The 23,720-nt window shown below is 70.4% G+C and carries 27 protein-coding genes; 14 read left to right on the top strand and 13 right to left on the bottom strand.

What is annotated here, in order from left to right; translation table 11 throughout:
* Window positions 1-11 precede the first annotated feature (11 nt).
* The 8 genes from HTA01S_RS21945 to HTA01S_RS21910 form a co-directional block, all read right to left on the bottom strand.
* Window positions 12-695, bottom strand: coding sequence for a tetratricopeptide repeat protein (locus HTA01S_RS21945; RefSeq protein WP_174545214.1), 684 nt, complete (start codon window positions 693-695; stop codon window positions 12-14).
* Window positions 696-724: 29 nt separating this feature from the next.
* Window positions 725-1,546, bottom strand: coding sequence for an SDR family oxidoreductase (locus HTA01S_RS21940; RefSeq protein ID WP_068175258.1), 822 nt, complete (start codon window positions 1,544-1,546; stop codon window positions 725-727).
* The gene (locus HTA01S_RS21935; protein ID WP_068175257.1) at window positions 1,543-2,238 is read right to left on the bottom strand and encodes a TenA family transcriptional regulator; all 696 of its coding nucleotides are present in this window, start codon (window positions 2,236-2,238) and stop codon (window positions 1,543-1,545) included. Before HTA01S_RS21935 ends, HTA01S_RS21940 begins: the two co-directional genes overlap by 4 nt.
* 17 nt (window positions 2,239-2,255) lie before the next feature.
* Window positions 2,256-3,722: an AMP-binding protein gene (locus HTA01S_RS21930; protein ID WP_084236453.1), complete on the bottom strand. Its 1,467-nt coding sequence runs from the start codon at window positions 3,720-3,722 to the stop codon at window positions 2,256-2,258.
* Entirely contained in the window at window positions 3,719-4,393 is a 675-nt protein-coding gene (locus tag HTA01S_RS21925) for a thermostable hemolysin (RefSeq protein ID WP_245638171.1), read from the bottom strand. The genes HTA01S_RS21930 and HTA01S_RS21925 overlap by 4 nt, the downstream gene beginning before the upstream one ends.
* An 82-nt stretch (window positions 4,394-4,475) precedes the next feature.
* Window positions 4,476-4,925 (bottom strand): YbaN family protein, encoded by a 450-nt coding sequence (locus tag HTA01S_RS21920; protein WP_068175255.1) that lies wholly within the window; start codon window positions 4,923-4,925, stop codon window positions 4,476-4,478.
* Complete coding sequence (locus HTA01S_RS21915; RefSeq protein ID WP_068175253.1) at window positions 4,922-5,332, bottom strand: SirB2 family protein; 411 nt, start codon at window positions 5,330-5,332, stop codon at window positions 4,922-4,924. The genes HTA01S_RS21920 and HTA01S_RS21915 overlap by 4 nt, the downstream gene beginning before the upstream one ends.
* Window positions 5,333-5,417: 85 nt before the next feature.
* On the bottom strand, window positions 5,418-6,521 hold the full coding sequence (locus HTA01S_RS21910) for an alkene reductase (protein WP_068175277.1): 1,104 nt from the start codon (window positions 6,519-6,521) through the stop codon (window positions 5,418-5,420).
* A 150-nt stretch (window positions 6,522-6,671) separates the two neighbouring features.
* On the opposite strand from HTA01S_RS21910, the gene HTA01S_RS21905 reads away from it, so the two are divergent.
* From HTA01S_RS21905 to HTA01S_RS25595, 3 genes are read left to right on the top strand one after another with little or no spacing between them, the layout of a single operon-like run.
* Window positions 6,672-6,896: an AbrB/MazE/SpoVT family DNA-binding domain-containing protein gene (locus tag HTA01S_RS21905; RefSeq protein WP_068175251.1), complete on the top strand. Its 225-nt coding sequence runs from the start codon at window positions 6,672-6,674 to the stop codon at window positions 6,894-6,896.
* Window positions 6,893-7,300 (top strand): type II toxin-antitoxin system death-on-curing family toxin, encoded by a 408-nt coding sequence (locus HTA01S_RS21900; protein WP_068175250.1) that lies wholly within the window; start codon window positions 6,893-6,895, stop codon window positions 7,298-7,300. The genes HTA01S_RS21905 and HTA01S_RS21900 overlap by 4 nt, the downstream gene beginning before the upstream one ends.
* Window positions 7,209-7,811 (top strand): PaaI family thioesterase, encoded by a 603-nt coding sequence (locus HTA01S_RS25595; protein WP_084236451.1) that lies wholly within the window; start codon window positions 7,209-7,211, stop codon window positions 7,809-7,811. The genes HTA01S_RS21900 and HTA01S_RS25595 overlap by 92 nt, the downstream gene beginning before the upstream one ends.
* Before the next feature lie 24 nt (window positions 7,812-7,835).
* Here the strand turns inward: HTA01S_RS25595 and HTA01S_RS21890 are convergent, their stop codons facing one another.
* Window positions 7,836-8,237: a RidA family protein gene (locus HTA01S_RS21890; RefSeq protein ID WP_068175246.1), complete on the bottom strand. Its 402-nt coding sequence runs from the start codon at window positions 8,235-8,237 to the stop codon at window positions 7,836-7,838.
* A 148-nt stretch (window positions 8,238-8,385) separates the two neighbouring features.
* On the opposite strand from HTA01S_RS21890, the gene HTA01S_RS21885 reads away from it, so the two are divergent.
* Together HTA01S_RS21885 and HTA01S_RS21880 are read left to right on the top strand one after the other, a co-directional pair.
* The gene (locus HTA01S_RS21885) at window positions 8,386-9,306 is read left to right on the top strand and encodes a LysR family transcriptional regulator (RefSeq protein ID WP_068175244.1); all 921 of its coding nucleotides are present in this window, start codon (window positions 8,386-8,388) and stop codon (window positions 9,304-9,306) included.
* A 175-nt stretch (window positions 9,307-9,481) separates the two neighbouring features.
* Complete coding sequence (locus HTA01S_RS21880; protein WP_068175243.1) at window positions 9,482-10,507, top strand: LLM class flavin-dependent oxidoreductase; 1,026 nt, start codon at window positions 9,482-9,484, stop codon at window positions 10,505-10,507.
* Between the two features lie 11 nt (window positions 10,508-10,518).
* Here the strand turns inward: HTA01S_RS21880 and HTA01S_RS21875 are convergent, their stop codons facing one another.
* Complete coding sequence (locus HTA01S_RS21875; RefSeq protein WP_068175240.1) at window positions 10,519-11,817, bottom strand: acyl-CoA dehydrogenase family protein; 1,299 nt, start codon at window positions 11,815-11,817, stop codon at window positions 10,519-10,521.
* Between the two features lie 141 nt (window positions 11,818-11,958).
* Here HTA01S_RS21875 and queE point away from each other — a divergent pair, with 141 nt between their 5' ends.
* From queE to HTA01S_RS21830, 9 genes are all read left to right on the top strand, one after another.
* Window positions 11,959-12,591 carry a 7-carboxy-7-deazaguanine synthase gene (queE, locus tag HTA01S_RS21870; protein ID WP_068175273.1) on the top strand — a complete coding sequence of 211 codons (633 nt, stop codon included), beginning with the start codon at window positions 11,959-11,961 and terminating at the stop codon, window positions 12,589-12,591.
* A 138-nt stretch (window positions 12,592-12,729) separates the two neighbouring features.
* Window positions 12,730-13,095, top strand: a complete 366-nt coding sequence (locus HTA01S_RS21865) for a 6-pyruvoyl trahydropterin synthase family protein (protein ID WP_068175238.1) — start codon at window positions 12,730-12,732, stop codon at window positions 13,093-13,095.
* A gap of 199 nt (window positions 13,096-13,294) precedes the next feature.
* Window positions 13,295-15,316, top strand: a complete 2,022-nt coding sequence (locus HTA01S_RS21860; RefSeq protein WP_068175236.1) for a ribonucleoside triphosphate reductase — start codon at window positions 13,295-13,297, stop codon at window positions 15,314-15,316.
* 93 nt (window positions 15,317-15,409) lie between these two features.
* Window positions 15,410-15,592 carry an anaerobic ribonucleoside-triphosphate reductase gene (nrdD, locus tag HTA01S_RS21855; protein WP_068175234.1) on the top strand — a complete coding sequence of 61 codons (183 nt, stop codon included), beginning with the start codon at window positions 15,410-15,412 and terminating at the stop codon, window positions 15,590-15,592.
* Window positions 15,593-15,718: 126 nt separating this feature from the next.
* Window positions 15,719-16,414 carry an anaerobic ribonucleoside-triphosphate reductase activating protein gene (locus HTA01S_RS21850; protein ID WP_068175232.1) on the top strand — a complete coding sequence of 232 codons (696 nt, stop codon included), beginning with the start codon at window positions 15,719-15,721 and terminating at the stop codon, window positions 16,412-16,414.
* 117 nt (window positions 16,415-16,531) lie between these two features.
* Window positions 16,532-17,077 carry an iron transporter gene (locus tag HTA01S_RS21845; RefSeq protein ID WP_068175230.1) on the top strand — a complete coding sequence of 182 codons (546 nt, stop codon included), beginning with the start codon at window positions 16,532-16,534 and terminating at the stop codon, window positions 17,075-17,077.
* Between the two features lie 143 nt (window positions 17,078-17,220).
* A complete protein-coding gene (locus HTA01S_RS21840) occupies window positions 17,221-17,520 on the top strand; it encodes a cupredoxin domain-containing protein (protein ID WP_068175271.1) in 300 nt (99 codons plus the stop codon).
* A 22-nt stretch (window positions 17,521-17,542) separates the two neighbouring features.
* Entirely contained in the window at window positions 17,543-18,382 is an 840-nt protein-coding gene (locus tag HTA01S_RS21835; protein ID WP_068175228.1) for an FTR1 family iron permease, read from the top strand.
* Between the two features lie 134 nt (window positions 18,383-18,516).
* Window positions 18,517-19,842, top strand: coding sequence for a 4Fe-4S binding protein (locus HTA01S_RS21830; RefSeq protein ID WP_068175269.1), 1,326 nt, complete (start codon window positions 18,517-18,519; stop codon window positions 19,840-19,842).
* A 150-nt stretch (window positions 19,843-19,992) separates the two neighbouring features.
* Here HTA01S_RS21830 and HTA01S_RS26195 read toward each other — a convergent pair whose 3' ends face one another.
* Genes HTA01S_RS26195 through HTA01S_RS21815 form a run of 3 tightly spaced genes read right to left on the bottom strand, consistent with a single transcriptional unit; the run spans window position 19,993 to window position 23,710 of the window.
* The gene (locus HTA01S_RS26195) at window positions 19,993-21,819 is read right to left on the bottom strand and encodes a nitric oxide reductase activation protein NorD (RefSeq protein WP_068175226.1); all 1,827 of its coding nucleotides are present in this window, start codon (window positions 21,817-21,819) and stop codon (window positions 19,993-19,995) included.
* Window positions 21,819-22,865: a 4Fe-4S binding protein gene (locus tag HTA01S_RS21820; protein WP_157572230.1), complete on the bottom strand. Its 1,047-nt coding sequence runs from the start codon at window positions 22,863-22,865 to the stop codon at window positions 21,819-21,821. The genes HTA01S_RS26195 and HTA01S_RS21820 overlap by 1 nt, the downstream gene beginning before the upstream one ends.
* Before the next feature lie 29 nt (window positions 22,866-22,894).
* Complete coding sequence (locus HTA01S_RS21815; RefSeq protein ID WP_068175223.1) at window positions 22,895-23,710, bottom strand: CbbQ/NirQ/NorQ/GpvN family protein; 816 nt, start codon at window positions 23,708-23,710, stop codon at window positions 22,895-22,897.
* Window positions 23,711-23,720: the final 10 nt, after the last annotated feature.

Genomic DNA, 23,720 nt, shown 5'->3' with positions numbered 1-23,720 from the left:
GGAAAACCGTATCAGTGCCCCTTCACCTTCTCGAGCAACTGGCGCACCTCTTCGCGGCGGCCGGCGTCGGCGATCTGGCGGCCGGCGCGGGCGGGGGCCTGCAGCGCGCGTTCCAGGTAGGGCGAGGCTTCTTCCGGGTGGCCGGTTTCGACCAGGTACTCCGCGAAGAAGTAGTTGCTGTCGATGCCCTGGGCGTTGATGCTCAGGGCCTTTTGCAGCAGTTCGCGCGCCTTGTCCTTGTCGCCAAAACCGATGGGCCAGCCGGGCACTTTGTAATACAGCACGCCCAGGCTGTTGTAGGCCGAGCCGTCGAGCACGTTGCCATCGATGTGGATGGCGGCCTCGTACAGGCGCTTGGCCTGCTTCACCAGGGGCAGCGCGCCCAGGCCGCCTTTTTCGCCGGCCCATGAGCTGACGATGATGCCTTCCCACACCAGCGGTTCGGCGCGGCCGGCGAAGCCTTCGCTGATCTTGCGGGCCTTGGCCGCCAGCGCCTCGAAGCGCTTCTCGCGCTCGCTGGGCGCGGTCTGGTAGCGCGTCACTTCCCAGTCGTGCTGCAGTTCTTTGACGGCGTCTTCCACGCCCGCGGCGTGGCCGGCGAAGGGCAGGGCCAGCGCAGCGCTGGCCAGCAGCGCGGTGATCCAGTGGCGGCGGGTGGTGGACACGGCGGTGCCCAGGGGGGTGGTGTGGTTCATGCTGACAAGCTCCAGGGAGACAACGGGGTTCACGAAGGAAGGGCGCCTGCGGTCAACGCGGGCGCGGGCGGCAGGCTGTGGCGGTGCTTGTGGAAGCTGCCGTCGAGCCAGGTGGGCAGCACGCCGTTGAGGCGCACCGCGAGTTTTTCGGGGAAGCCCAGGAAGCGTTCGGCGCTGCCATCTTCCAGCAGGCGCAGGATTTCGCGGGCCACCTCCGCGGGCGGGTCCATGGCGGTGCCGGTGGCCTGGTTGTAGGCGGCCACGTCGGCGTTGTTGAAGCCGGTTTCGGTGCTGCGCGGCCCGATGTACTGCACACGCACCGAGGTCTCGGCCAGCTCGCGGCGCAGGGCCTCGGCGAAGCCGTGCAGCCCGAACTTGCTGGCGCTGTACACGCTGAAACCGGGCAGGCCGATGCGGCCCAGCGCGGAGCCCACGCAGATCACCTGCGCGGCGGGCTGCTGGAGCAGGTGCCCGAGCAGCGCGCGGGTGAGTAGCATGGGCGCGAGCAGGTTGGTCTGCAGCACCGCCTGCATGTCGGCGGCGCTTTGCGACTGCAGGCGGCCAAAGGCGGGCAGGCCGGCGCCGTGCAGCACCACGTTGCAGCCCCAGGTGGCGGCCTCAATGGCGAGTCGGTCGATGCTGGCGGCGCAGGTCAGGTCGCAGGCGTGCCAGCCGATGTGTGCGGTGGGTGCGCCCGCGGCCACCAGTTCGCGCGCCTGGTCGGCCAGGCGCTCGGGCGAGCGGCCCACCAGCAGCAGCGATGCGCCAGCGCAGGCCAGGGTGCTGGCCGTGGCGCGGCCAATGCCGCCGCCAGCGCCGGTGAGCACGATGCGGGCCTGGGCGGCCCTCATGCCAGGGCTCCCGCCCGCTCGGGCGTGGTGGCGGCAGACGCCTGCGGCAGCGGCAGGCCACGGAACACGTCGCCATAGAGGCGGAAGAAGGCGCGCGCGCCGTGCACGATGGCGGCTTGGTCCTGCGGGTCGTCGATGCGGTCCATCAGCAGGGCGAAGTGCGCCGTGTGTTCCTGGTCCAGCGTGCCGTGCGAGCGCAGGTAGCTGAAGGCGGCGTCGGGCAGGTTCAGCGGTTTCTGGATCTGGTCGGCGGCCAGCAGGGCGAGCGAAACGCTGGTGCCTTCGAGCACGTGCACCATGCCGAAGAAGCCCAGCGGGTTGCGCCGCGCGATGGTGTCGTAGGCGTAGGCCACCATCACCTCGGTGGCGTGGGCGGGCTGGCCGTGGCGCACCGCTTCGGCGTCGCCGCCGCAGGCGCGGATGTCGTCCAGGATCCACTCGTCGTGGCCGCGTTCTTCTTCCACGTATTCGTCCATGGCGTCGTTCAGCCAGGCGTGGTGCGGCGGCAGCGCGGCCTTGCAGGCCTGCAGCAGCGGCACCGTGTGGCTCACGTGGTGGTAGGCCTCACGCAGAAAGGCCTGGTAGCTCGGCAGCGAGACCACGCCTTGCAGGCAGCCCTGGATGATGGGCGCGCTCAGCAGGCCCATGCGGGCCAGTTCGGTTTGTTGCTGCAGTTGGGCGAAGAAACTCATGGTTCGGGTCCTTGGATTCAGGGGGTTGCACACGCCGCGGCGGCCAGCGCGTCGGCGTGTTGGGCCAGGATGGCCTGGCGTTGTGGTCGGCCGTTGGCGGTGGCCAGGCCGGTCTCGACCGTGAAGGCCGCGCCGGCGCGCACCCAGTTCCCCACGCGGGCGTAGTCGGGCAGGGTCTGGTTGGCCGCGTTCACGGCGGCCTGCAGATCGGCATCGCTCGCGGCGGGGTGCATGGGCCAGAGCACGGCGCTGAGTTCGGCCTGCGCTTCGCCGAACACCACCGCCTGAGCGATGGCACCTTCGCTGCGCAGGGCGGTCTCCACCCATTCGGGCGAGACGTTGCGGCCATAGGCCGTGATCAGCACATGTTTCTTGCGGCCGCGCACGTGGACAAAACCCTCGGCGTCGATCTCGCCCAGGTCGCCGCTGGGCCACCACGCGGGCACGGGGGATGGGTCGCCGAGGTAGCCCGCGAACAGGCTGCCGCGGATCTCGATTTCACCGTCCGTCGCCAGGCGCAGCTGCGCGTGGGGCAGCGCCCGGCCGGCGCTGCCGGGGCGGTCGGCGCCGGGCAGGTTCAGCGTCTGCACCGACGCGCCTTCGGACAGGCCGTAGCCTTCGTGCGCGGGGATGCCCACCGCGCGCGCCGCCTGGATCAGCGCCGCGCCCACGGACGCGCCGCCCACGGCGACCATCCGCAGCGATGCGGGGGCACGCTGCTGCTGGTGCTGCAGCCAGCCGGCCCAGGCGCGCAGCATCTGCGGCAGCAGGATCAGGCTGTGGGGCTGGTGCCGCTCCACCGCGGCCTGCAGGCGGGCCGGGTCGAAACGGGACGAGCCCTGCAGGCCCACCTCGGCCAGCGGCAACACGATGCATTCGGCGCCCTGCGACAGCGGCGCCATCAGGCCGGCGATGTTCTCCAGCAGCACCGCGAAGGGCAGCGCGCACAGGTGGCGCGTGATGCCCAGCGGCTGCAGCGCCTGCGCCAGGCCGTCGGCCACGCGGCGCATCGCCGGGCCGCTCAGGCACACGCCCTTGGGGGTGCCGGTGGTGCCGGAGGTGAAGGTGATCTTGGCCGTGCCGGCGGGCAGGGGCACCGCCGTGGCGGGCAGCCGCAGCAGCGTCAGCGGCTGGCCCGCCACTTCGCAGGGCACGGCCATCGCCTGCGGCCAGAGCGCCGCCAGGGGAGCGCTGGTGAGCACGCCGTCCACGCCGGCGGCGCGGGTGGCGTGCGCCATCTGCGCCGGGGTGAAGAACACCGGCAGCGGCACATGCACCAGGCCGGCCTGGGCGGCGGCCAGATCGGCCACCACCCAGGCGGGGCTGTTGTCCATGACGGTGGCCAGCACCCGGGTGCCCTGGTCGCGCAGGGTCCGGGCCAGCTCGGCTACCTGGGCCTGGAGCGCGGTGTGGTCGATGCGGCGTTGCCCGTCGTTGAGCGACGCGCCTGCGGCCAGTACGTTCATCAGGGGGGCGGGGCTCATGCCAGTTTCTCCTGAGCGTTGTGAGCCCTTTCGGCGGGCCGGGCGTTCTCGCGGCGCTGCAGCAGGCGCAGCGCCTGCTGCATCTGACCGGCCAGCACCACGGGGTGGTGGTCGTAGTAGCTGCCCCACTGCCGCGCGTCGTCGCCGAGCGCGGCTGGGTCGGCGCGGCCCAGGGCCTGCGGCGTGATGCCCAGCCGCACGAACAGATGGCGCAGCTCTTCGGTGAGCGTGCCCACCACCCACTGCGCGCCTTCGGCCGCAAGGTGGTGGCCCAGCAGGAAAATCAGGCGCCGGCCTTCGCCGGCGCGCTGCGCGGCCAGGTGGCCGACTTCGACGATGCCCGCGCGCTCGGGCGGGGTGTGGCCCTGCGTGGCCAGCAGCGACTCGATCGGGGCCTGCAGGTAGCGCTCCAGAAACAGGGCGGCATGCTGGGCCGGGCGGTAGCCCGCGGCGGCCACGATGCTGCCGTCCAGCGGGTCGCGCAGGCTCACCAGCGTGGGCGCGAAATGCGTGACCTGCGCGCCAAAGCGGCGCGCGTACACCTGGGCAATGAATGCCTCGACCTGCGGGCGCAGCGGGTCGCTGACGCCATGCGCCGTCAGGCGCGGCGACCGCGACGGCTGGCTGGTGGGGGATGGCAACCCGAGGTTGCGCACGGACGAAAACAACACTGGACACACTCCTTCAGACCAGCCCGCGTGGATTCGCGGGCCGTCTGGGAGGGCATGTTGGTGGCGCTGGATTAAGTCCAGCTTATCGGGGTGGCTGCCCGACGGACGGCGCCATGGCGCGCGGCCGGCGCGTGGGGATGCGCAGCACCACCCAGGCACCCACCGCCGCGGTGGCCAGCAGCACCAGTTGCAGCGCCAGCCGGCCGCGAAAGCTCCAGACCGAGACGCTCACCATCACCACCATGGACACCAGGGCCACGGTCTTGCTGCGTCGGGTCAGGCTGCGGTCGCGCTCCCAGTCGCGCAGCATGGGACCCATCCAGCGGTGGTTGAGCAGCCAGCGGTGCAGGCGCGGCGAGGCCTTGGCATAACAGGCCGCGGCCAGCAGCACGAAGGGCGTGGTGGGCAGGCCGGGCAGCAGCACCCCGATCAGGCCCAGCGCCAGCGAGACCGAGCCCGCCAGCCAGAGCAGCCAGCGCACGGTGCGCGAGGCGTGCGGTGTGGGCGGCGGGGTGTCGGGCGCGGCGTTCATGGGGCCCACCAGCCCAATGGGTGGTGGTTCAGGGCGATCGAGGCCATGAACGCCACGCACAGCAGCGCGGCCGCGAAACACAGGGCCCGCGCGCCGCGCGTGGGCGCTCGCTGGAGCGCCAGCGTGCCCAGCACGATGTACACCACGAGCAGCGTCAGCTTGGCGAGCAGCCAGTGGTTGTGCAGCGGGTTCAGCTGCAGCAGCCACCACAGCGTGCCGCCCGCGAGCAGCAGCAACGAGTCGATGACCGGGGCCAGGCCGCGCGCCCAGCTTGCCATGGGCCAGCCCCGGCCCGCCAGCACCCCCAGGCCGCGCGCCGCGAACAGCGCCACGCTGGTGCTCACCAGGCCGATGTGGGCCGGCAGCAGCCAAGGGTAGATCGCGGCGGTGAGTTCGGGCGAAGGCATGGGTCGGGCGGGGGGCGCGAAAGCCCGGCCATCATAGGCGCCGCATCGGATTGCGCGGGACGGAACCCCCAACGGTGTCAGGCCCTCAGTTGGCGAGCGGGGGGTAGTCGGTGTAGCCCTTGTCGCCGCCGCCATAAAAGGTGGTCTTGTCCGGTTCGTTGAACGGGCCGCCCGCGCGCAGGCGCGCCACCAGGTCCGGGTTGGCGATGAAGGCCTTGCCGAAGGCCACGAGGTCGGCGCCGTCGGCCAGCGCCTGCTGGGCCAGCGCCAGGTCGTAGCCGTTGTTCACCATCCAGGCGCCCTGGCCGCCGGCCGCGTGGTAGCCGGCCTTGAGCGCGGCATAGTCGAACGGGCGCTCGGGCAGATCGCGCGGGCCGCCGGTGGCGCCCTCGATCAGGTGCAGGTAGGCCAGGTTCAGCGGCGCGAGCTTGCGCACCACGTGCTCGAACAGCGGCTGCGAATCAGCATCGACCGCATCGTTCGCCGGCGTCACCGGCGAGAGCCGGATGCCGGTGCGGCCGCCGCCAACGGCCTCGGTCACGGCGCGGGCCACTTCGAGCAGGAAGCGCGCGCGGTTGGCGATGCTGCCGCCGTAATCGTCCCGGCGGTGGTTGCTGCCGGTTTTCAGGAACTGGTCGATCAGGTAGCCGTTGGCGGCGTGGATTTCCACCCCGTCGAAGCCCGCGGCGATGGCGTTGAGTGCCGCGTGGCGGTAGTCCATCACGATGCCGGGAATCTCTTCGGGGTCGAGCGCGCGCGGCTCGGAGGTTTCCACGAAGGTCGGCACGCCGTCCTTGATCAGCACGGTCTTGGTGTGGGCGCGGATGGCCGAGGGCGCGACGGGCTTGGCAAAGTGCGGCTGCAGATCGGTGTGCGAGACGCGGCCCACGTGCCAGAGCTGCACCACGATCTTGCCCCCCGCGTCGTGCACCGCCTGCGTCACGCGTTTCCAGCCGTCCAACTGCTCGATGCCGTACAGGCCGGGCACGTCGGCATAGCCCTGGCCCTGCTGGGTGATGGCGGTGGCCTCGGTGATCAGCAGGCCCGCACTGGCGCGCTGGGCGTAGTACTCGGCCATCAGTGGCGTGGGGATGGCGTCGGGCGCGCGGTTGCGCGTGAGCGGCGCCATGACGATGCGGTTGGCGAGCCGGAGATCGCCGACGGTGGTGGGGTCGAAAAGGGTGGTCATGGCGGGGGTGGGCGGCTGCAATGGAGGTGCGGCCCAGTCTACGCCTCGCAGCCCGCGCGGACAGTCGCCGACGGACGGTAACCCCACGGAGGGTGTTTCAAAAAATAATAACGAACGTTATAACTTTGACCGCCATCCAGACGCTCCACCATGCACACCCTCAAACTCACTCAGATCGGCAACTCCGTTGGCGTCATCCTCCCCAAAGAGGCCTTGTCCCGCCTGCGACTGGAAAAGGGTCAGACGGTTTTCCTGACCGAAACGCCCGAGGGTCTGGTGCTCACCCCCTACGACCCGGCTTTGGAAGAACAAGTGCAGGCCGGGCGCGCCTTCATGAAAGAGTTCCGCGACACTTTTCACCAGCTTGCCAAATGAGCGCCCCCGACTCTGGCGAAGCCACCTGGCGCTGGATCGACCCGCAGGCCCTGCAGCTGTTGCACGGCGAGAGCCTGGCCGAACACGGTGGGCGCGCGGGCTTGCGCGATGCTGGGCTGCTGGCCTCGGCGCTGGACCGACCCCAGAATCTGGCAGCCTATGGTGAGCCAGACCTGGCGGCGCTGGCGGCCAGCTATGCCGTCGGTTTGGCGAAGAACCACGCTTTCGTGGACGGCAACAAGCGCGCGGCTTTCCTGGCCGTCGGCCTGTTTCTGTATCTGAATGGCCACCGCCTGCAAGCGACGCAAGCCGATGCCACGATCGCCGTGGTCGCGCTCGCGGCCGGTGAGCTTTCAGAACCGGCCTTTGCCGAGTGGGTGCGCAGCCGGATGGCGGCGCGTTGACCGCGAGTCTTGCCTGCTCGGTCACAAGGTGACGCTGTGCAAAATGACGATCACGTTGCCCCGCCAGCTTCGGCCAGGTCCGGGGGGGTGCACAGCCTCGTTGGCTGGCTCGAAAGGTGCGGTGATGGAACTTCCCTTTGTCAATCACGTCGGCGTTCGCGTCGAGCAGCAAGGTGGTGGGCGCAGCAGATGCACGCTGCTGGTCGAGGCCCATCATTTCAACTCGGCAGGCATCGTCCATGGCGGCGCGCTCTTCACCCTCGCCGACACGGCGATGGGCGCCGCGCTCTATCCGACGCTCGCGCCTGGCGAGGGTTGCGCGACGATCGAGATCAAGATCGGCTATTTCAAACCCGTGGTGGCTGGCGCCCTTGTCTGCACCGGCGAGATCGTCAACCGGAGTCGGACAGTCGCCAGCCTTGAGGCCTGCATACACGCCGGCGAGGTGCTGGTCGCCAAGGCCAGCGGCACCTTTGCTGTCTTTCAGCGCAAGAGCGAACCAGCGACTTGACTGGATTGATGAAGTGCGTGCGCTTCAAACCGCTTCCGGCAACCTGGCAATCACCTTGATCTCGAACTGGAAGCCGTAGAGCCAGGTCACGCCAATGCCCGTCAACGTGGGGTGCGGGGCATCGCCCCAGTACTCGCCAAACACTTTCCAGATCGGCTCGAACTGCGCGGCAGGATCGACGATGAAGACGGTCACGTCGACCACGTCCTGGAAGGTGCAGCCGGCCGCCGATAGGATGGCGTTCAGGTTGTCGAACGCGAGCCGAACTTGTGCCTCCAGATCGGGCTCGGGCGAGCCATCGGGCCGGCTGCCCACCTGCCCCGAGACGAACAGAAAACCGTTGGACCGGATCGCTGGCGAGTAGCGGTTCTTTTCGTACAGCGCCTGGCGCCCGGCCGGGAAAACAACATCGTCACGTGCAGACATGGGATACCTCTTTGCTTGGTTGATGAGTTGAGTGAATGCATGGGAATGAGGGGACTCTAGGCATTCACGGGCTGCGGATAAACGGGCAAGTCGCACAATGACTGTTTGAGAAATCCAAACAATCCTTGGGGCAACCGGAGCAGCAGAGATGGACCGTTTCGACGCACTGCAGGCCTTTGCCCGCGTGGTGGAGGCCGGCAGCTTCACCAAGGCGGCGCAGACGCTGCACATGAGCAAGACCACGGTGACGCAGTTGGTGCAGCAGCTGGAAGCGCGGCTGCGCGTGAAGCTGCTGAACCGCACCACGCGGCAGGTGAAGATCACCCCGGACGGCGCCGTGTACTACGAGCGCGTGGTGCGCCTGCTGGCCGACCTGGAAGACGCGGACACCAGCCTCTCCAGTGCCCTGGCATCGCCCAAGGGGCGGCTGCGCGTGGACGTGCCCAGCCCGCTGGCCCGCCTGATCCTGATGCCGGCGCTGCCGGCGTTTCACGAGCGCTACCCGGAGATTCAGTTCGACATGGGCGTGAGCGACCGGATGGTGGACCTCATCGGCGACAACGTGGACTGCGTGCTGCGCGGCGGCGAGGTGACGGACCCGTCACTGATCGTGCGCCATGTGGGCGACCTGCGCCTGGGCGTGTACGCGGCACCCAGCTACCTGGAGCGCGCCGGTACGCCGCGACACCCGCGCGAGTTGATCGACACGCACCACCGCACCGTGGGCTATCTGCGATCACGCAGCGGCAAGGTGGCGCCGATCACCATGCGGCGCGAAGACGAGCAGATCGAGGTGCAGGGTCGCTACGTGGTCGCCGTGGACGATGGCAACGCCTATCTGGCCGCCGGTGTGGCGGGCATGGGCGTGCTCTGGCTGCCGCACTACATGGCCGAGGCGCATGTGGCCAAGGGCGAGCTGATGCCGCTGTTCGAAGACGGCTGGCAATGCGACCCGATGCCGATGTACGTGGCGTTTCCACCGAACCGGCACGTCAGCGCGAAGCTGCGCGCGTTCATTGACTGGGTGGTGGGGTTGATGGAGGTGCATGCGCCCCTGGCCGGCAGATGACGATCTGAGCCCCGAGCCGCTCACTTGCCACAAAGCTGCTGTTCACACGGCACGCCATCCCGTCACCGTCCATGTTCGTGCCAGGGCAGTTCTTCAGAAAGAACCTGGTGTGCGCTGAAATGGTCTTTCGCTGAGCCGCAGACCGGCCCGCTGCAAAGCTCTGACAATCCAGCCCATGAACCCATTGCCCAAGCCCCTGCAAGACATCCGCCTCTCCCTGCTCGATCTGGTGGCCGTGCGCGAAGGCGGCACGGTGGCCGACGCGCTGGCCATCGCGCGGCGCACCGCGCAGCATGCCGAAGCGCTGGGCTTCACGCGTTACTGGCTGGCCGAACACCACAACATGAGCGGTATCGCCAGCTCGGCCACGGCGGTGCTGGTGGGCCACATCGCCGGCGCGACCGAGCGCATGCGTGTGGGCTCGGGCGGCGTGATGCTGCCCAACCACGCGCCGCTGGTGGTGGCCGAGGCCTTTGGCACGCTGGCCGAGCTGTACCCTGGCCGCATCGACCTGGGCCTGGGCCGCGCGCCCGGTACCGACCCGCTGACCATGCGCGCGCTGCGCCGCGACCGCCGCGAGACCGAAGACGATTTCCCGCGCGACGTGGCCGAGCTGCAGCGCCTGCTGGGCGATCCGCAGCCGGGCCAGCGGCTCATCGCCATGCCCGGCGCGGGCACCCATGTGCCGATCTGGTTGCTGGGCTCCAGCCTGTTTTCGGCCCAGCTTGCGGCCGAGCGTGGTCTGCCGTATGCGTTCGCTTCGCACTTCGCGCCGCGCTACCTCTTGCAGGCGCTGGACATGTACCGCCACAACTTCAAGCCGTCGGCCGTGCTCGACAAGCCCTACGCCATCGTCGGCGTGCCGTTGGTGGCCGCGCCCACCGACGCGGAGGCGCAGTACCTGGCCAGCAGCACCTACCAGCGCGTGCTGGGCATCCTCACCGGCCAGCGCGGCCAGTTGCCTGCCCCGGTGGCCGGCTTCATGGAGGGGCTGGACGCACAGGCCCGCGCGGCGATCACCGACTTCCTGGCCTGCGCGGTGGTCGGTGGGCCGGACACGGTGCGCGCCGGTTTGCAGCAACTCGCCAACGCCACCCAGGCCGACGAGTTCATGCTGGTGAGCGACGTGTTCGACCCGGCGCTGCGCCTGCGTTCGCTGGACATCGCGGCGGCCGCGATGCGCGAGCCGGTGCCGGCCTGAAACGTCAATGTCTAGGCCGACAGATGCGGCGGCGTGCGCATCTGCTCGGGGGTCGTGAAGTACGCAGCCGATGCCCCCAGGCGCCCCCGCGCCCGGTCGAACTCGTGGCGTGCCACGCTGCGCAGGTGCACCTCGTCCGGCCCGTCGAGCAGGTGCAGGGCGCGGCCCCAGGTCCAGAACTGCGCCAGCGGGGTGTCGGGCGACAGGCCCATGGCGCCGAAGATCTGCATGGCGCGGTCCACCACGCGGGTCTGCAGGCCGGCGGCCACCACCTTGATCGCGGCCACCTGCGCGCGCAGGGCCGCGGGTTCGACGCGCTCCGGGTGGTCGAGCAGCCAGGCGCAGCGCAGCACCAGCAGGCGCGCCTGGTCGATCTCGATGCGCGAGGCCGCGATCCACTCCTGCACGTTGGCGTAGTCGGCCAGTGTCTTGCCAAAGCTGCGGCGTTCCAGCGCGCGTTCGGTGGCGAGCTCCAGCGCCAGCTCGCACTGGCCGATGGTGCGCATGCAGTGGTGCACCCGGCCCGGCCCCAGCCGCGCCTGGGCCATCGCAAAGCCCTCGCCCCAGCCGCCGAGCAACTGGTTGGCCGGCACACGCACCTGGCGAAAGACGATCTCGCAATGCCCCTCGGGCGCGTGGTGGTGCACCACGGAAATGTTGCGCACCACCTCCACGCCCGGCGTGTCCAGCGGCACCAGCACCATGCTGTGCTGGTGGTGTTTGGTGTCGGGCGCGGCGGTGTCGTCGGGCGTGTTGCGCGCCATCACGATCAGCAACCGGCAGCCCGGGTGCGCCACGCCGGTGATGAACCACTTGCGACCGTTGAGCACCAGGTCATCGCCCTCGCGCCGCACCGTGGTCTGCAGGTTGGTCGGGTCGGACGAGGCCACGTCGGGCTCGGACATGGCGAAGGCCGAACGGATCGCGCCGTCCAGCAGCGGCGTGAGCCAGCGCTCGCGCTGCGCGGGCGTGGCGAAGCGGTGCAGCAGCTCCATGTTGCCGGTGTCGGGCGCGCTGCAGTTGAACACCTCGGACGCCCAGTGCAGCCGGCCCATGGTTTCGGCCAGCGGCGCGTAGTCCAGGTTGTCCAGGCGGGTGCCGGGCTCGCCCTCGCGCAGGCCGGGCAGAAACAGGTTCCACAGCCCTTCTTCGCGCGCCAGGGTTTTCAGGTCTTCCAGAAAGGGCGGCGGGTATTGCCCCTGCAGCACCGCCTGGTGCCAGGCGGCGTTGTGCGGCAGCAGGTAGCGCTGCATGAAATGCTCCAGCTGCTGCTGGAGCGCCTGCGCCCGGGGGCTGTGCTCGAAGTCCATGCGGGCATTGTGTGGAGCGCCCGGCCGCTTGTCAGCGCGCACGCGACAGTGGCCGGGCCGCCGGCCCCGGTGGCGGACAATACCGGCCTCTTCGACACAACCCCGGGCGCCGCCTGTTTCGCGGCCCACCCGGCTTTCACCATGACCTACAGCGTCAAGGAAATCTTCTACACCCTGCAGGGTGAGGGCGCCAACGCCGGTCGTGCGGCGGTGTTCTGCCGCTTCGCCGGCTGCAACCTCTGGAGCGGGCGCGAGGCCGACCGCGCCAGCGCCGTCTGCACGTTCTGCGACACCGAATTCGTGGGCACCGATGGCACGCTGGGCGGCAAGTTCGCCACCGCCGGGGCCCTGGCCGACGCGATCGCCGGGCAGTGGCCCGTCGGAGCAGCCCCCGGCCTGGTGGTGCTGACCGGGGGCGAGCCACTGCTGCAGGTGGACGAGGCCCTGACCGACGCGCTGCACGCGCGCGGCTTCACGATCGCGGTGGAAACCAATGGCACGCTGGCGCCGCCCGCCGGGCTGGACTGGGTGTGCGTGAGCCCCAAGGCTGGCGCCCCGCTGGTGCTCACCCGCGGGCAGGAGCTCAAGGTGGTGGTGCCACAGGAGGGGCTGGACCTGGACGCGCTGGCCGGCCTGCCTTTCGAACACCACTTCCTGCAGGCCATGGACGGCCCGCTGGCGCGCCGCAACACCGAGCTGGCCACCGCGCTGTGCCTGGCCGACCCGCGCTGGCGGCTGTCGGTGCAGACGCACAAGGTGCTCGGGATTCGATGACCCCCCCTGCGCCGCTTCGCGGCTTCCCCCCTGAGGGGGGACGCACCCTGTGGCCTGGCAAAGCCAGTTCCACGGGTGCCCTGGGCGGAGCCCGCGCTCCGGCTGCGGCATGTGAATTGAGTTGAGAGATGGATTGAGATGAGATACGAACTGAGTCAGAGCTTTTATTTCGAGGCCGCCCACACCTTGCGCCGCAAGATCGATGTGGAGCCCAGCCTGCGCATCCACGGCCACACCTACATCGCCGAGGTCACGCTGGCGGGGCAGCCCGATCCGGACAGCGGCATGCTGGTCGATCTGGCCCACCTGCGTGGCCACATCGAAACCCTGCGCCTGGCGCTGGACCACCGTTTCCTCGACGAGGTGGCCGAGATCGGCCCGGCCACGCTGGAGAACCTCTGCGCCTTCATCTGGCGCGCGATGGAGGCGCACTACGCGCAGCTGCTGGACTGCGTGGAGGTGCGCCGCCAGGCCAGCGGCGACGCCTGCCGGCTGCGCCGATAGGCGCTGTCCCTCCCCGGCGGAGGCGCCGGGTGCCAGCGAGCCGGCGTCGGGGCCGGCTTGATGTGCCTCAAGCCGGTTTTTGAGTGTTTTCGGGCCTTCGGGGTGTGCGATTTCTTGTCGCACATCAAACTACCTATAGCGTGTCGTGGGTATCGTGCACACCATAGGTAGTGTTTCAACCCCGAATGAGGAGAACCCGATGGAGAACGCCATGGTGGTCAGCTTGCCGCGCGAGGTGGTCAAGCGAGGTGGTCAGCGCGAGCCGTTCAACGCAGACAAGATTGGCGCGGCACTGGCCCGCGCCGGGGCCGCGAGCGGCGAGTTCGACGACCTGGAGGCCGCGCTGCTGTGCGCGCAGGTCGTCAAGGTGCTGATCCACCGGTTCCGCGGTGAGGCGCCGCACATCGAGCAGGTGCAGGACGTGGTCGAGCAGACGCTGATCGCGGCCAACCATTTCAAGACGGCGCGCGCCTACATCGTCTACCGCGAACAGCACGCCCGCCTGCGCACCGACCGCCAGACCCTGGTGGACGTGGAATCCTCGATCAACGAGTACCTCACGCGCGCCGACTGGCGCGTGAACGCCAACGCCAACCAGGGCTATTCGCTGGGCGGGTTGATCCTGAACGTGGCCGGCAAGGTCACGGCCAACTACTGGCTCTCGCACGTGTACACGCCCGAGATCGGACAGGCGCACCGCGAGGGCGACATCCACATCCACGACCTCGACATGCTCAGCGGCTACTGCGCGGGCTGGTCGCTGCGGACCCTGCTCAACGAAGGCCTCAACGGCGTGCCGGGCAAGGTGGAGTCGGGGCCGCCGAAACACATGTCCTCGGCGGTGGGGCAGATCGTGAACTTCCTGGGCACGCTGCAGAACGAGTGGGCCGGCGCGCAGGCCTTTTCGTCGTTCGACACCTATATGGCGCCCTACGTGCGCCAGGACGGCATGGACTATGCCGCCGTGCGCCAGTGCATCCAGGAGCTGATCTACAACCTCAACGTGCCTTCGCGCTGGGGCACGCAGACGCCCTTCACCAACCTCACCTTCGACTGGGTCTGCCCCGAAGACCTGCGCGAGCAGGTGCCGGTGATCGCCGGCGTGGAAATGCCGTTCTGCTACGGCGATCTGCAGGCCGAGATGGACCTGATCAACCGCGCCTACATCGAGGTGATGACCGAGGGCGACGCCAAGGGGCGCGTGTTCACCTTCCCCATTCCCACCTACAACATCACGCCCGACTTCCCCTGGGAGAGCGAGAACGCGCGGCGCCTGTTCGACATGACGGCCAAGTACGGTCTGCCGTACTTCCAGAACTTCGTGAACTCGGAGCTGCAGCCGAACATGGTGCGCTCCATGTGCTGCCGCCTGCAGCTCGATCTGCGCGAGCTGCTCAAGCGCGGCAACGGCCTGTTCGGCAGTGCCGAGCAGACCGGCAGCCTGGGCGTGGTCACCGTCAACTGCGCGCGCCTGGGGCATCTGCACGCGGGCGACGAAGCCGGCCTGCTGGCCGCGCTGGACCGCCTGCTGGAGCTGGGAAAACAGAGCCTGGAGACCAAGCGCAAGCTGATCCAGCGGCTGATGGACCAGGGCCTGTTCCCCTACACCAAACGCTACCTGGGCACGCTGCGCAACCACTTCAGCACCCTGGGCGTGAACGGCATCAACGAGATGGTGCGCAACTTCACCCGCGACGCGCACGACATCGGCACCGACGAAGGCCACGCCTTCGCGCTGCGCTTCCTCGACCACGTGCGCGAGCGCATCGTCGCGTTCCAGGAGGAGACCGGGCACCTGTACAACCTGGAGGCCACGCCCGCGGAGGGCACCACCTACCGCTTCGCCCGCGAAGACCGCAAACGCTGGCCCGCGATCCTGCAGGCCGGCACGCCCGAGCAGCCCTACTACACCAACTCGTCGCAGCTGCCGGTGGGCTTCACCGACGACCCGTTCGAGGCGCTGGAGCGCCAGGCCCCGCTGCAGCGCAAGTACACCGGCGGCACCGTGCTGCACCTGTACATGGGCGAGCGCCTGACCAGCGGCGAGGCCTGCCGCGCGCTGGTGCAGCGCGCGCTGACCAACTTCCGCCTGCCCTACATCACCGTTACCCCCACCTTCTCCATCTGCCCCACCCACGGCTATCTGGCCGGCGAACACCCGTTCTGCCCCGTCTGTGATGCCGAGAAGCTGGCCGCCAAACGCCAGTTGCAGGCCGCTTGAGGTGATGCACCCCCTGCGCCGCTGCCCTGTAGGAGGGACGGCACCTCGGGCCTCCGAGAGGCATTCGATTTTTCAACCAGGAGTCTTACCGCCATGAACCACACCACCGATGCCCGCAACGCTGCCACACCCGAACCCACCCTGCGTGACGACGAACGCCAGCCCTGCGAGGTCTGGACCCGCGTCATGGGCTACCACCGGCCCGTGAGCAGCTTCAACCGAGGGAAACAAGGGGAACACGCCGAGCGGCGCTTTTTTGTTGAACAGAAAAGATGAGACACCCCCTGCGCCGCTTCGCGTCTTCCCCCTCTCCTGCGGGAGGGGGACGCACCCTGTGGCCCGGCGAAGCCGGTTCCGCGGGTGCCCTGGGTGGCGCGGCTTCTCTCGTGACGGCGTGTTGAGATGCGCGCAACGCGACCGGCCGTGACGGCCGAGGGGCTGCGCATCGGCGGCCTGACGCGGCTCACCGGCATCGACTTTCCCGGCCGGCTGGCGGCCGTGGTGTTCTGCCAGGGCTGCTCCTGGCGCTGCGGCTATTGCCACAACCCGGCCCTGCTGGACGCGGCGGCCCCCGGCGTGCTGGCGTGGTCGGACGTGCGGGCGTTCCTGCGGCAGCGCCAGGGGCTGCTCGACGGCGTGGTGTTCTCGGGCGGCGAGCCCACGCTGCAGGCGGCGCTGGCCCCGGCCCTGGCCGAGGTGCGGGCGCTGGGCTTTGTCACCGGCCTGCATACCGGGGGCATGGTTCCGGAACGCCTGGCGCAGGCCCTGCCCTGGCTGGACTGGGTGGGCCTGGACATCAAGGCGCCGGCGCACCGTTACGACGCCATTACCCGCACGCCGGGCAGTGGCGCGCGGGCCGCGCAGAGTCTGCGCCTGCTGCTGGACCGGGGCGGCCTGGCCCTGGAATGCCGCACCACCTGGCACGCCGGGCTGTTCAGCCGGGACGATTTGTTCCGGTTGGCGGACGCGCTGGCGGCGCAACTGGTGCCGCACTGGGTGCTGCAGACCTGCAGCGAGCCGGGCGCGCCGCAGGACGGCCTGTCGGCCAGCGATCTGGCGGACCTGGGAGCGCGGTTTCAGCGCTTTGAATGTCGGTAGAGCTTCGCCCAGTCATGGCCGAAGCTTGATCTGCGTCAAGCAAATAAGAGTGATTCGTGTTTAGTATCCGGTTCGGACGGTGCAGCCTGCCCGTCCCCGAGACACCAAGGATCACTCATGAAATTCACCCCGTTCTTCGCCACGCTCGCGGCCGGTGCCGCCTTGTCCATGTCCTTCGCCGCGCACGCCAAGGAATTCCCGATCGGTACCCCGCACAAGCTCGCCAGCATGGAGATCGCCGCCGTGTACTTGGCGCCGGTCAAGATGGAGCCCGAGGGCATGATGCGCAAGGCCGAAGAGTCGGACATCCACTTGGAAGCCGACATCCACGCGCTCAAGGACCACCCGAACGGCTTCGAGGAAGGGGCCTGGATGCCGCACCTCAGCATCGACTTCGAGTTGGTCAAGCTGGGCACGACCGACAAGGTCAGCGGCCACTTCATGCCGATGGTGGCCTCCGACGGCCCGCACTACGGTGACAACGTCAAGCTGATGGGCCCCGGCAAATACAAGCTGACCCTGCGCATCAGCCCGCCCGGCGGCCACGCGGCGCATTTTGGTCGTCACACCGACAAGGAAACCGGCGTCGCCCCGTGGTTCAAACCCTTCGACGTGAGCTACGAGTTCACCTATGCGGGCACGGGCAAGAAAGGCGGGTACTGATGGCTCACCCCTGCCGCGCTGCGCGCGACCCCCTCAAGGGGGCGACACCAGCCGTCCGGCGGAGCCGGCCCGGCGGTGTCCTGGGCTGGGCTGCATCGCGCTCCGGGAATGGCCGTGGTGCCCGGTTGCTGGCGGCGCTGCTCATGGGGTCGGCCCTGGGGCTGGCTCATGCGAATGACATGCCGACCTACCGGCTCACGGCCCGGGAGGGGCGGTTCGAGCCGGCGGAACTGGTGGTGCCTCGGGGGCAGAAGTTCCGGCTGGAGATCACCAATGCCGGGCGCGATCCGGTGGAGTTCGAGAGCCTGGAGCTGCGCAAGGAAAAGGTGCTGGCGCCGGGCGTGACCTCTTCGCTGGTGTTCCGCCCGCTGGACGCGGGCCGCTACCGCTTCTTCGACGATTTTCACCAGACCACGGGGCAAGGTGCCATCGTGGCGAAGTGATGGATCACTGAGGTAAGAACGCATGGGCGAAGTCATTTTCATCACATGGCGCGAAAGCGTGGAAGCGCTGCTGGTGGTCGGCATCCTGCGCGCCTGGCTCAGCGAGCGCCCCGACCGGGCCTGGGGCCTGCGCTGGCTCTGGGCGGGCGTGGCGTTGGGCCTGGCCGCCGCGCTCGGGCTGGCGCTGCTCATGCTGGGCGCGGCCAGCGTGCTGGACGGCGAGTCCGGCGAATGGTTCCAGGCCGTGATGGTGCTGAGCGCGGCCGCGCTGATCCTGCAGATGGTGTGGTGGATGCGCCGCCATGGCCGCGCCCTGCGGCAGGACCTCGAACAGCAGGCCGCGGGCCAGCTCGCGCGCGCCAGCGGCTGGGGCATCGCGCTGCTGGCGGCGCTGGCCATCGCGCGCGAGGGCAGCGAAACCGTGATCTTTCTCTACGGCGTGGCCGGCCGGCACACCGGTGCTGGCCAGTTGGGCTTCGCCGCCTCGGCGCTGCTGGGCCTGGGGCTGGCGCTGGCGAGCTTCTGGCTGCTGCAGTCGGGTCGGCGCTGGCTGTCGTGGCGCAGCTTCTTCCGCATCAGCGAGGCCCTGTTGCTGTTGCTCGCCGCGTCCCTGTGGGTCAACGCGGTGGACCGGCTGATTTCGCTGGACGTGCTGCCCACGCTGGTGGACCCGCTCTGGAACAGCGCCGGCTGGCTGGACGACAGCGGTGCCGTGGGCGGCCTGCTCGCGGCGCTGACCGGCTACCGGGCGCAGCCCGCGCTGACCACGGTGCTGGCCTACGCCGGGTTCTGGCTCGGCGTGGCGGGCCTGTTGCGCGCCGGCCAGCCGGCGCGTGCGGTCCCCGTGCCGGTCGGTCGGTGAGCCCGCCCGTGCCAAACCCTTGCACAGCGGATGGTGTGGTTCGCGCCGCCGCGACCCCGGCGCTCGCAGCCCCCGTGCCCCTGCACTTCGTGGCGCGCCGCCCGGCGGGTGCGCTGCCGGCCCTGGGCGACGCCATGCGCCGCCATGGCCGCCTGATCCGCGGCGTGCAGTGGGCCATCGTGCTGGTCTACGCGGTGCTGGTGGTGCTGCCGGCGTTTCTGCCGCTGCCCGACGATGCCGCGCGCATCCTGGACCACCTGGGCCTGTTCGCGCAGTTCCTGTTCTGGGGCATCTGGTGGCCCTTCGTGCTGCTGAGCATGGTCTTGCTGGGCCGCGTCTGGTGCGGGGTGTTCTGCCCCGAGGGCGCGCTGAGCGAGGCGGTGAGCCGCCACGGGCGCGGGCGCGGCATCCCGCGCTGGATGCGCTGGGGCGGCTGGCCCGCCGTGGCCTTCGTGATCACCACCATCTACGGCCAGCTCGTGAGCGTGTACCAGTACCCCCAGGCCGCCTTGCTGGTACTGGGCGGCTCCACCGTGGCGGCCGTGCTGGTGGGCGCGTGGGTTGGGCGCGGCAAGCGGGTCTGGTGCCGCCACCTGTGCCCCGTGGGCGGCGTGTTCGGTCTGCTGGCGCGGCTCGCGCCCCTGCACTTCCAGGTGGACCGGGCGCGCTGGGAAGCGCGCACCGGCGGCATCACCCGCCTGCCCAACTGCGCGCCCCTGATCGACATCCGCCGCATGGAAAGCGCCTCGGCCTGCCACATGTGCGGCCGCTGCAGCGGCCAGCGCGACGCGGTGACGCTGATCGCGCGGGTGCCCGGTTCGGAGATCGTGCGCCACGGCGCGAACACGGCCAGCGGCTGGGACACGGCCCTGCTGCTGTTCGGGCTCATCGGCGTGGCGATGGGGGCCTTTCACTGGGGCGCCAGCCCGGGCTTTGTGGCACTGCGCGTGGCGCTGGCCGACTGGGCGGTGGAGCGGGGCTGGTGGTGGCTGCTGGCGGACAACGCGCCCTGGTGGCTGCTCACGCACTACCCGCAGAACCAGGACGTGTTCGTCTGGCTCGACGGCGTGCTGATCGTGGCCTACATCCTGGCCACCGGGCTGGCGGTGGGGGCCGCGCTGTACGGGCTGTGCCTGGCCGCCGCGCGCGCGCTGGGTCGCCCCGGTGCGCAGCACCACCTGGCCCTGGCCTACGTGCCGCTGGGGGGCTGCGGGGCGTTCCTGGGGCTGTCCATGACCACCGTGACCATGCTGCGCCACGAAGGGCTCGCCGTGCCCTGGGTGGACGGCACCCGCGCCCTGCTGCTCGCGGGCGCGGCCCTGTGGGGCCTGTGGCTGGCCTGGCACTCCAGCGCGGTCCACAGCCAGAGTCGGACGCGCCGCGCACTCGCGACCGGCCTCATCGCCATCGGTTCCGGCCTGGTGGTGGCCGGCTGGTCGGCGCTGTTCTTCTGGTGGTGAGCGCTCCGTGCATGAGCGCTTCCACCAAGCCGGAGCACGACCCGATACGCATGAAGAAGCCCAGCCCAGGGCACCGCCGGGCCGGCTTTGCCGGACGGCCAGTGCCGCCCCCCTGGGGGGGGGGTAGCGCGAAGCGCTGCGGGGGGGCTCCTACCTCACCAGTGTCGTCCAGGCCTGGGTGAGGCGGTGGGCCAGGTCTTCGGGGCGGTGCACCAGGGCGTAACCCTGGCGGCCGAACAGCATCGGCAGGTAGTCGTGGCCCGCGCTGTCGATGGTGACGCAGAACGGGGTCAGCCCGGCCGCGCGGGCTTCGTGGATCGCGTGGCGCGTGTCTTCCAGGCCGTAGCGGCCTTCGTACTGGTCGAGGTCGTTGGGCTTGCCGTCGGTCAGCAGCATCAGCAGCCGGCAGCGCTGCGGGCACTGGCGCAGGTGTTCGGTGGCGTGGCGGATCGCCGCGCCCATGCGGGTGTAGTAGCCCGGCCGGATCGCGCCCACGCGGGCGCGCGCGGCGTCGTTCCAGGCTTCGTTCAGCCCCTTGATGCACTGCATGCGCACGTGTTGCCGGCGCACCGAGCTGAAGCCCCACACGGCGAACGGATCGCCCACCGCGTGCAGGGCCTCGCCGAACACGTAGAGGGCGTCGCGGATCACGTCGATGACGCGCGCGTGGTCGTTCGCGTGCGCGTCGGTGGACTGCGAGAGATCGGCCAGCAGCCAGGTGGCCAGGCTGCGTTCGCCGCGGGTCTGCCGGGTGTAGACCGCGGGCGTGTCGCTGCGCCGGGCGCTGGCCCCGAGGCTGTCGGCCTGCAGGCGGATCCAGGCGTCCAGGTCGATGTCGTCGCCCTGCTCCTGGCCGCGCTGCAGGCGCGGCGCGTGGCGCAGCACCTCCATGCGCCGGCGCACCTGGCGCGCCGTGGCGCGCAGGCCGGCGCCGGGCACGAAGGGCGCGCCCTGGCGGGCCCGCAGGTCCTGCACCAGGCAGTGGTCGGGCACCAGCACGCCGCGCCGGTGGTCCCACTCGGGGAACTTGCGGCCCGGGCCGAGCGGGGTGTCGTCGGCGCTGCTGCTGGGCAGGTCCAGGTCGAACTTCACGCGCGCGGCCAGTGTCTGGCCCTGCTGCGCCACCGACAGGACCTCCATGTCGTTGGCGGCCTTGATCGCATTGCCGTCGTCTTCGTCGTCGCTGCTGCGGTTCACGCGCACCAGCTCGCTCCACGACATCAGCGCCTCGGCGCGGAACGGCAACACCATGGCGTGGCGTTCCTGCGTGTGGGGTGTGGCCTGGGCGCGCCGGCGCTGGGCATCGGCGGCGGCCGGTGCGCGGTTCGTGGGCGGCGGCGGGGCCGCCGGATCGGCGCCGGGCCAGGCGGCCGCGTGGGTCGCGCCGCTGGCCCAGAGCCAGACCGGGGCCACGTCGGCGGCCTGCCAGCCACCGTCGGCGGGCGCACCGCCGCGCAGCGCGTCGGCCACGGCCTGCTCGGCCAGGGCCGCGCGCCCGCGCAGGCCCGGCACGGGCGGGCGCTGCGCCAGGTGCAGATCGCGCAGGCGCTCGTAGCGCGGGTGAAAACCGGGGAAGGCGTCCAGCGCGCGCCGGGTGGCGCGTCGGTTGTCGGTCAGCCACTGGCCGCTGGGCACCCAGTGGGCCGTGAGCAGGGCCAGCCAGAGGTAGAGGTCGCGGTTGAGCGCGGGGTCGGCGAACACCGCCACGCTTGGCGGCAGGGCCAGCACCTCGGGCTCCATCACGGCGAGCGCCGCGCGTTCACCGCTGCCCGCGAGCCGGTGCAGCCAGTGGCGCGGGGCGGCGGTGCGCTGCAGGCCCGCCTCGGCCAGCCGCACGTGGGCCTGCCCGCCCGCGGCGCGAAACAGCAGGCCGATGGCCGTTTTCACGTCGGACAGCTGCACCGCGGCGGCCGCGTGTTCGGGCCGGGTCAGGCGCGTCAGGGCCACGTGCCACCAGCGTCCCACCATCTCTTCCATCAGGGCTGCTCCGGTGGGTAGGCGCGGCGTTGGCGCAGGGTCTCGCGCAGGGCGTCGGCGCCGATGCGCCACTGCAGCGTGGGGCTGCGGCCCTGGGCGGTCTGCGTGGTGTCGCAGGCGTCCAGGCATTGCCCGCACTGCACGCAGGAAAACATGCGCCGCTTGATGTTGCGCGGCTGCAGCCGCATGGGGCACACGCTGTCGCAGGCGTTGCCCAGCGGCGCATCAGGCGCGGCCAGGGCGGCGTGCGCCGATCCGCTGCGCTGTTCGCTCTGGCAGGTCCGGCAGTCGCGCGCGCGTTCGCGCTCGAACGAGACCACCAGCCCGCGCGGGTTGGCCATCCAGGCCAGGCTCTGGAACAGGCCCACCGCGCAGCCGAAGCGGCAGAACAGGTGCCGCGCGAACGCGAATTCGGCGCTGAAGAGGGCCGTGCCCACCAGCAGGAAACGCAGCTGGTTGGCGGTGAGCGTGCCGCTGAACAGGCCGTCCCAGATCAGTTGCGGCGGCAGCAGGTAGGTCAGCAGGGTGATGGCCCAGGCGAAGCCCGCGAGCAGGCAGCTCAGCGCGAACAGCGGCCACCAGCGCCGCTGCGGCGTGACGCCGGCCCGGTGCACCGGCGTGCGGTCCCACAGGCTGAGCTTGCCGCAGGCGCGGTGCAGCAGGCTGTTGAGCGACTCCACCAGCGAAAAATGCGGGCACAGCCAGCCGCAGTAGAGGCGGCCGTAGCGGTAGGCCAGCGCGAGAAAGCCGCCCACCAGCAGCACGGCGGGCAGCAGCGCGCGCCACAGCAGGTTCAGGCCGGCCTGGGTGGCGCTGATCTCGCCGGTGAGCAGGCCGTCGATGCCGAGCGACCAGCGCATGCCCAGCACCCAGAGCTGGGTCTCATAGAGGTCGAAGCGCAACAGGTTGAGGCTGGGCGCGAGCAGGAACAGGACGAAGAAGCCGATCTGGGTGCGCCGCCGCCAGACCTGCAGGGCCTGGGCGCGGCCCGCCGCGGCGCCGGGTGTGGCGCCCGCAGAGGTGGCGGTGGGGGCCAGCAGGTCCATGGGGCGGGGCGCTGCGGGGGGCGGCGTGTTCAGCCCGCGTCACCCAGCACCGCGCGCACCACCTCGAACAGGGCCTCGGCGGTGCCGGGGTCGTCGGTCAGGGCGTTGACGATGGCCACGCGGCAGGCCTGGGGCGGCGGCAGGCCACCGGCCATCAGGCGGGCCGCGCAGACCAGCAGCCGGGTGCTGGCGGTCTCTTCCAGGTCGTGTTCGGTCAGGCGGCGCAGCGCCTGCGCCAGCCGCACCAGCTGCGCGGCCTGGTCGGCGCCGATGCGGCCCTCGTTCATCACGATCTGGCGCTCGGTGTCGGCCGGCGGGTAGGCGAGGTCCAGCGCCACGAAGCGCTGGCGGGTGCTGGGCTTGAGGCCCTTGAGCAGGTTCTGGTAGCCGGGGTTGTAGGACATGACCAGCATGAAGCCGGGCGGCGCGATCAGCTGCTCGCCGGTGCGCTCGATCGGCAGGCAGCGCCGGTCGTCGGCCAGCGGGTGCAGCACCACGGTGGTGTCCTTGCGGGCCTCGACCACCTCGTCCAGGTAACAGATGGCGCCGGTGCGCACGGCGCGCGCCAGCGGTCCGTCGGACCACACGGTCTCGCCCTGACCGATCAGGAAGCGGCCCACCAGGTCGGCCGCGCCCAGGTCGTCGTGGCACGACACCGTGATCAGCGGGCGGCCCAGGCGGGCCGCCATGTGCTCGACGAAACGGGTCTTGCCGCAGCCGGTAGGGCCTTTGATCAGCAGGGGCAGCTGGGCGCGCCAGGCCTGGTCGAACACCTCGCACTCGCCGGCCTGTTCGGCGTAGTACGGCAGCGGGTTCGCCCGGGCGTGCAGTTCGGTGACGGTCATGGCGCGGCCC

The sequence above is a fragment of the Hydrogenophaga taeniospiralis CCUG 15921 genome (genome assembly GCF_001592305.1).
In the GTDB taxonomy this organism is placed as follows: domain Bacteria; phylum Pseudomonadota; class Gammaproteobacteria; order Burkholderiales; family Burkholderiaceae_C; genus Hydrogenophaga; species Hydrogenophaga taeniospiralis.
Note: the sequence above shows the minus strand (reverse complement) of the source record. Positions and strands in the feature narration are given on the sequence as shown.

What these genes read in the sequence shown, in the direction of transcription:
- HTA01S_RS21820 (WP_157572230.1), bottom strand. Translation starts at nt 22,865, where the DNA reads ATGGACCTGCTGGCCCCCACCGCCACCTCTGCGGGCGCCACACCCGGC.
- HTA01S_RS21935 (WP_068175257.1), bottom strand. Translation starts at nt 2,238, where the DNA reads ATGAGTTTCTTCGCCCAACTGCAGCAACAAACCGAACTGGCCCGCATG.
- HTA01S_RS21840 (WP_068175271.1), top strand. Translation starts at nt 17,221, where the DNA reads ATGGGGTCGGCCCTGGGGCTGGCTCATGCGAATGACATGCCGACCTAC.
- HTA01S_RS21930 (WP_084236453.1), bottom strand. Translation starts at nt 3,722, where the DNA reads ATGAGCCCCGCCCCCCTGATGAACGTACTGGCCGCAGGCGCGTCGCTC.
- HTA01S_RS21815 (WP_068175223.1), bottom strand. Translation starts at nt 23,710, where the DNA reads ATGACCGTCACCGAACTGCACGCCCGGGCGAACCCGCTGCCGTACTAC.
- HTA01S_RS25595 (WP_084236451.1), top strand. Translation starts at nt 7,209, where the DNA reads ATGCCACGATCGCCGTGGTCGCGCTCGCGGCCGGTGAGCTTTCAGAAC.
- HTA01S_RS21830 (WP_068175269.1), top strand. Translation starts at nt 18,517, where the DNA reads ATGCGCCGCCATGGCCGCCTGATCCGCGGCGTGCAGTGGGCCATCGTG.
- HTA01S_RS21900 (WP_068175250.1), top strand. Translation starts at nt 6,893, where the DNA reads ATGAGCGCCCCCGACTCTGGCGAAGCCACCTGGCGCTGGATCGACCCG.
- HTA01S_RS21915 (WP_068175253.1), bottom strand. Translation starts at nt 5,332, where the DNA reads ATGCCTTCGCCCGAACTCACCGCCGCGATCTACCCTTGGCTGCTGCCG.
- HTA01S_RS26195 (WP_068175226.1), bottom strand. Translation starts at nt 21,819, where the DNA reads ATGGAAGAGATGGTGGGACGCTGGTGGCACGTGGCCCTGACGCGCCTG.
- HTA01S_RS21880 (WP_068175243.1), top strand. Translation starts at nt 9,482, where the DNA reads ATGAACCCATTGCCCAAGCCCCTGCAAGACATCCGCCTCTCCCTGCTC.
- HTA01S_RS21875 (WP_068175240.1), bottom strand. Translation starts at nt 11,817, where the DNA reads ATGGACTTCGAGCACAGCCCCCGGGCGCAGGCGCTCCAGCAGCAGCTG.
- HTA01S_RS21945 (WP_174545214.1), bottom strand. Translation starts at nt 695, where the DNA reads ATGAACCACACCACCCCCCTGGGCACCGCCGTGTCCACCACCCGCCGC.
- HTA01S_RS21850 (WP_068175232.1), top strand. Translation starts at nt 15,719, where the DNA reads ATGCGCGCAACGCGACCGGCCGTGACGGCCGAGGGGCTGCGCATCGGC.
- HTA01S_RS21905 (WP_068175251.1), top strand. Translation starts at nt 6,672, where the DNA reads ATGCACACCCTCAAACTCACTCAGATCGGCAACTCCGTTGGCGTCATC.
- nrdD (WP_068175234.1), top strand. Translation starts at nt 15,410, where the DNA reads ATGAACCACACCACCGATGCCCGCAACGCTGCCACACCCGAACCCACC.
- HTA01S_RS21885 (WP_068175244.1), top strand. Translation starts at nt 8,386, where the DNA reads ATGGACCGTTTCGACGCACTGCAGGCCTTTGCCCGCGTGGTGGAGGCC.
- HTA01S_RS21865 (WP_068175238.1), top strand. Translation starts at nt 12,730, where the DNA reads ATGAGATACGAACTGAGTCAGAGCTTTTATTTCGAGGCCGCCCACACC.
- HTA01S_RS21940 (WP_068175258.1), bottom strand. Translation starts at nt 1,546, where the DNA reads ATGAGGGCCGCCCAGGCCCGCATCGTGCTCACCGGCGCTGGCGGCGGC.
- HTA01S_RS21890 (WP_068175246.1), bottom strand. Translation starts at nt 8,237, where the DNA reads ATGTCTGCACGTGACGATGTTGTTTTCCCGGCCGGGCGCCAGGCGCTG.
- HTA01S_RS21845 (WP_068175230.1), top strand. Translation starts at nt 16,532, where the DNA reads ATGAAATTCACCCCGTTCTTCGCCACGCTCGCGGCCGGTGCCGCCTTG.
- HTA01S_RS21835 (WP_068175228.1), top strand. Translation starts at nt 17,543, where the DNA reads ATGGGCGAAGTCATTTTCATCACATGGCGCGAAAGCGTGGAAGCGCTG.
- HTA01S_RS21860 (WP_068175236.1), top strand. Translation starts at nt 13,295, where the DNA reads ATGGAGAACGCCATGGTGGTCAGCTTGCCGCGCGAGGTGGTCAAGCGA.
- HTA01S_RS21910 (WP_068175277.1), bottom strand. Translation starts at nt 6,521, where the DNA reads ATGACCACCCTTTTCGACCCCACCACCGTCGGCGATCTCCGGCTCGCC.
- HTA01S_RS21920 (WP_068175255.1), bottom strand. Translation starts at nt 4,925, where the DNA reads ATGAACGCCGCGCCCGACACCCCGCCGCCCACACCGCACGCCTCGCGC.
- queE (WP_068175273.1), top strand. Translation starts at nt 11,959, where the DNA reads ATGACCTACAGCGTCAAGGAAATCTTCTACACCCTGCAGGGTGAGGGC.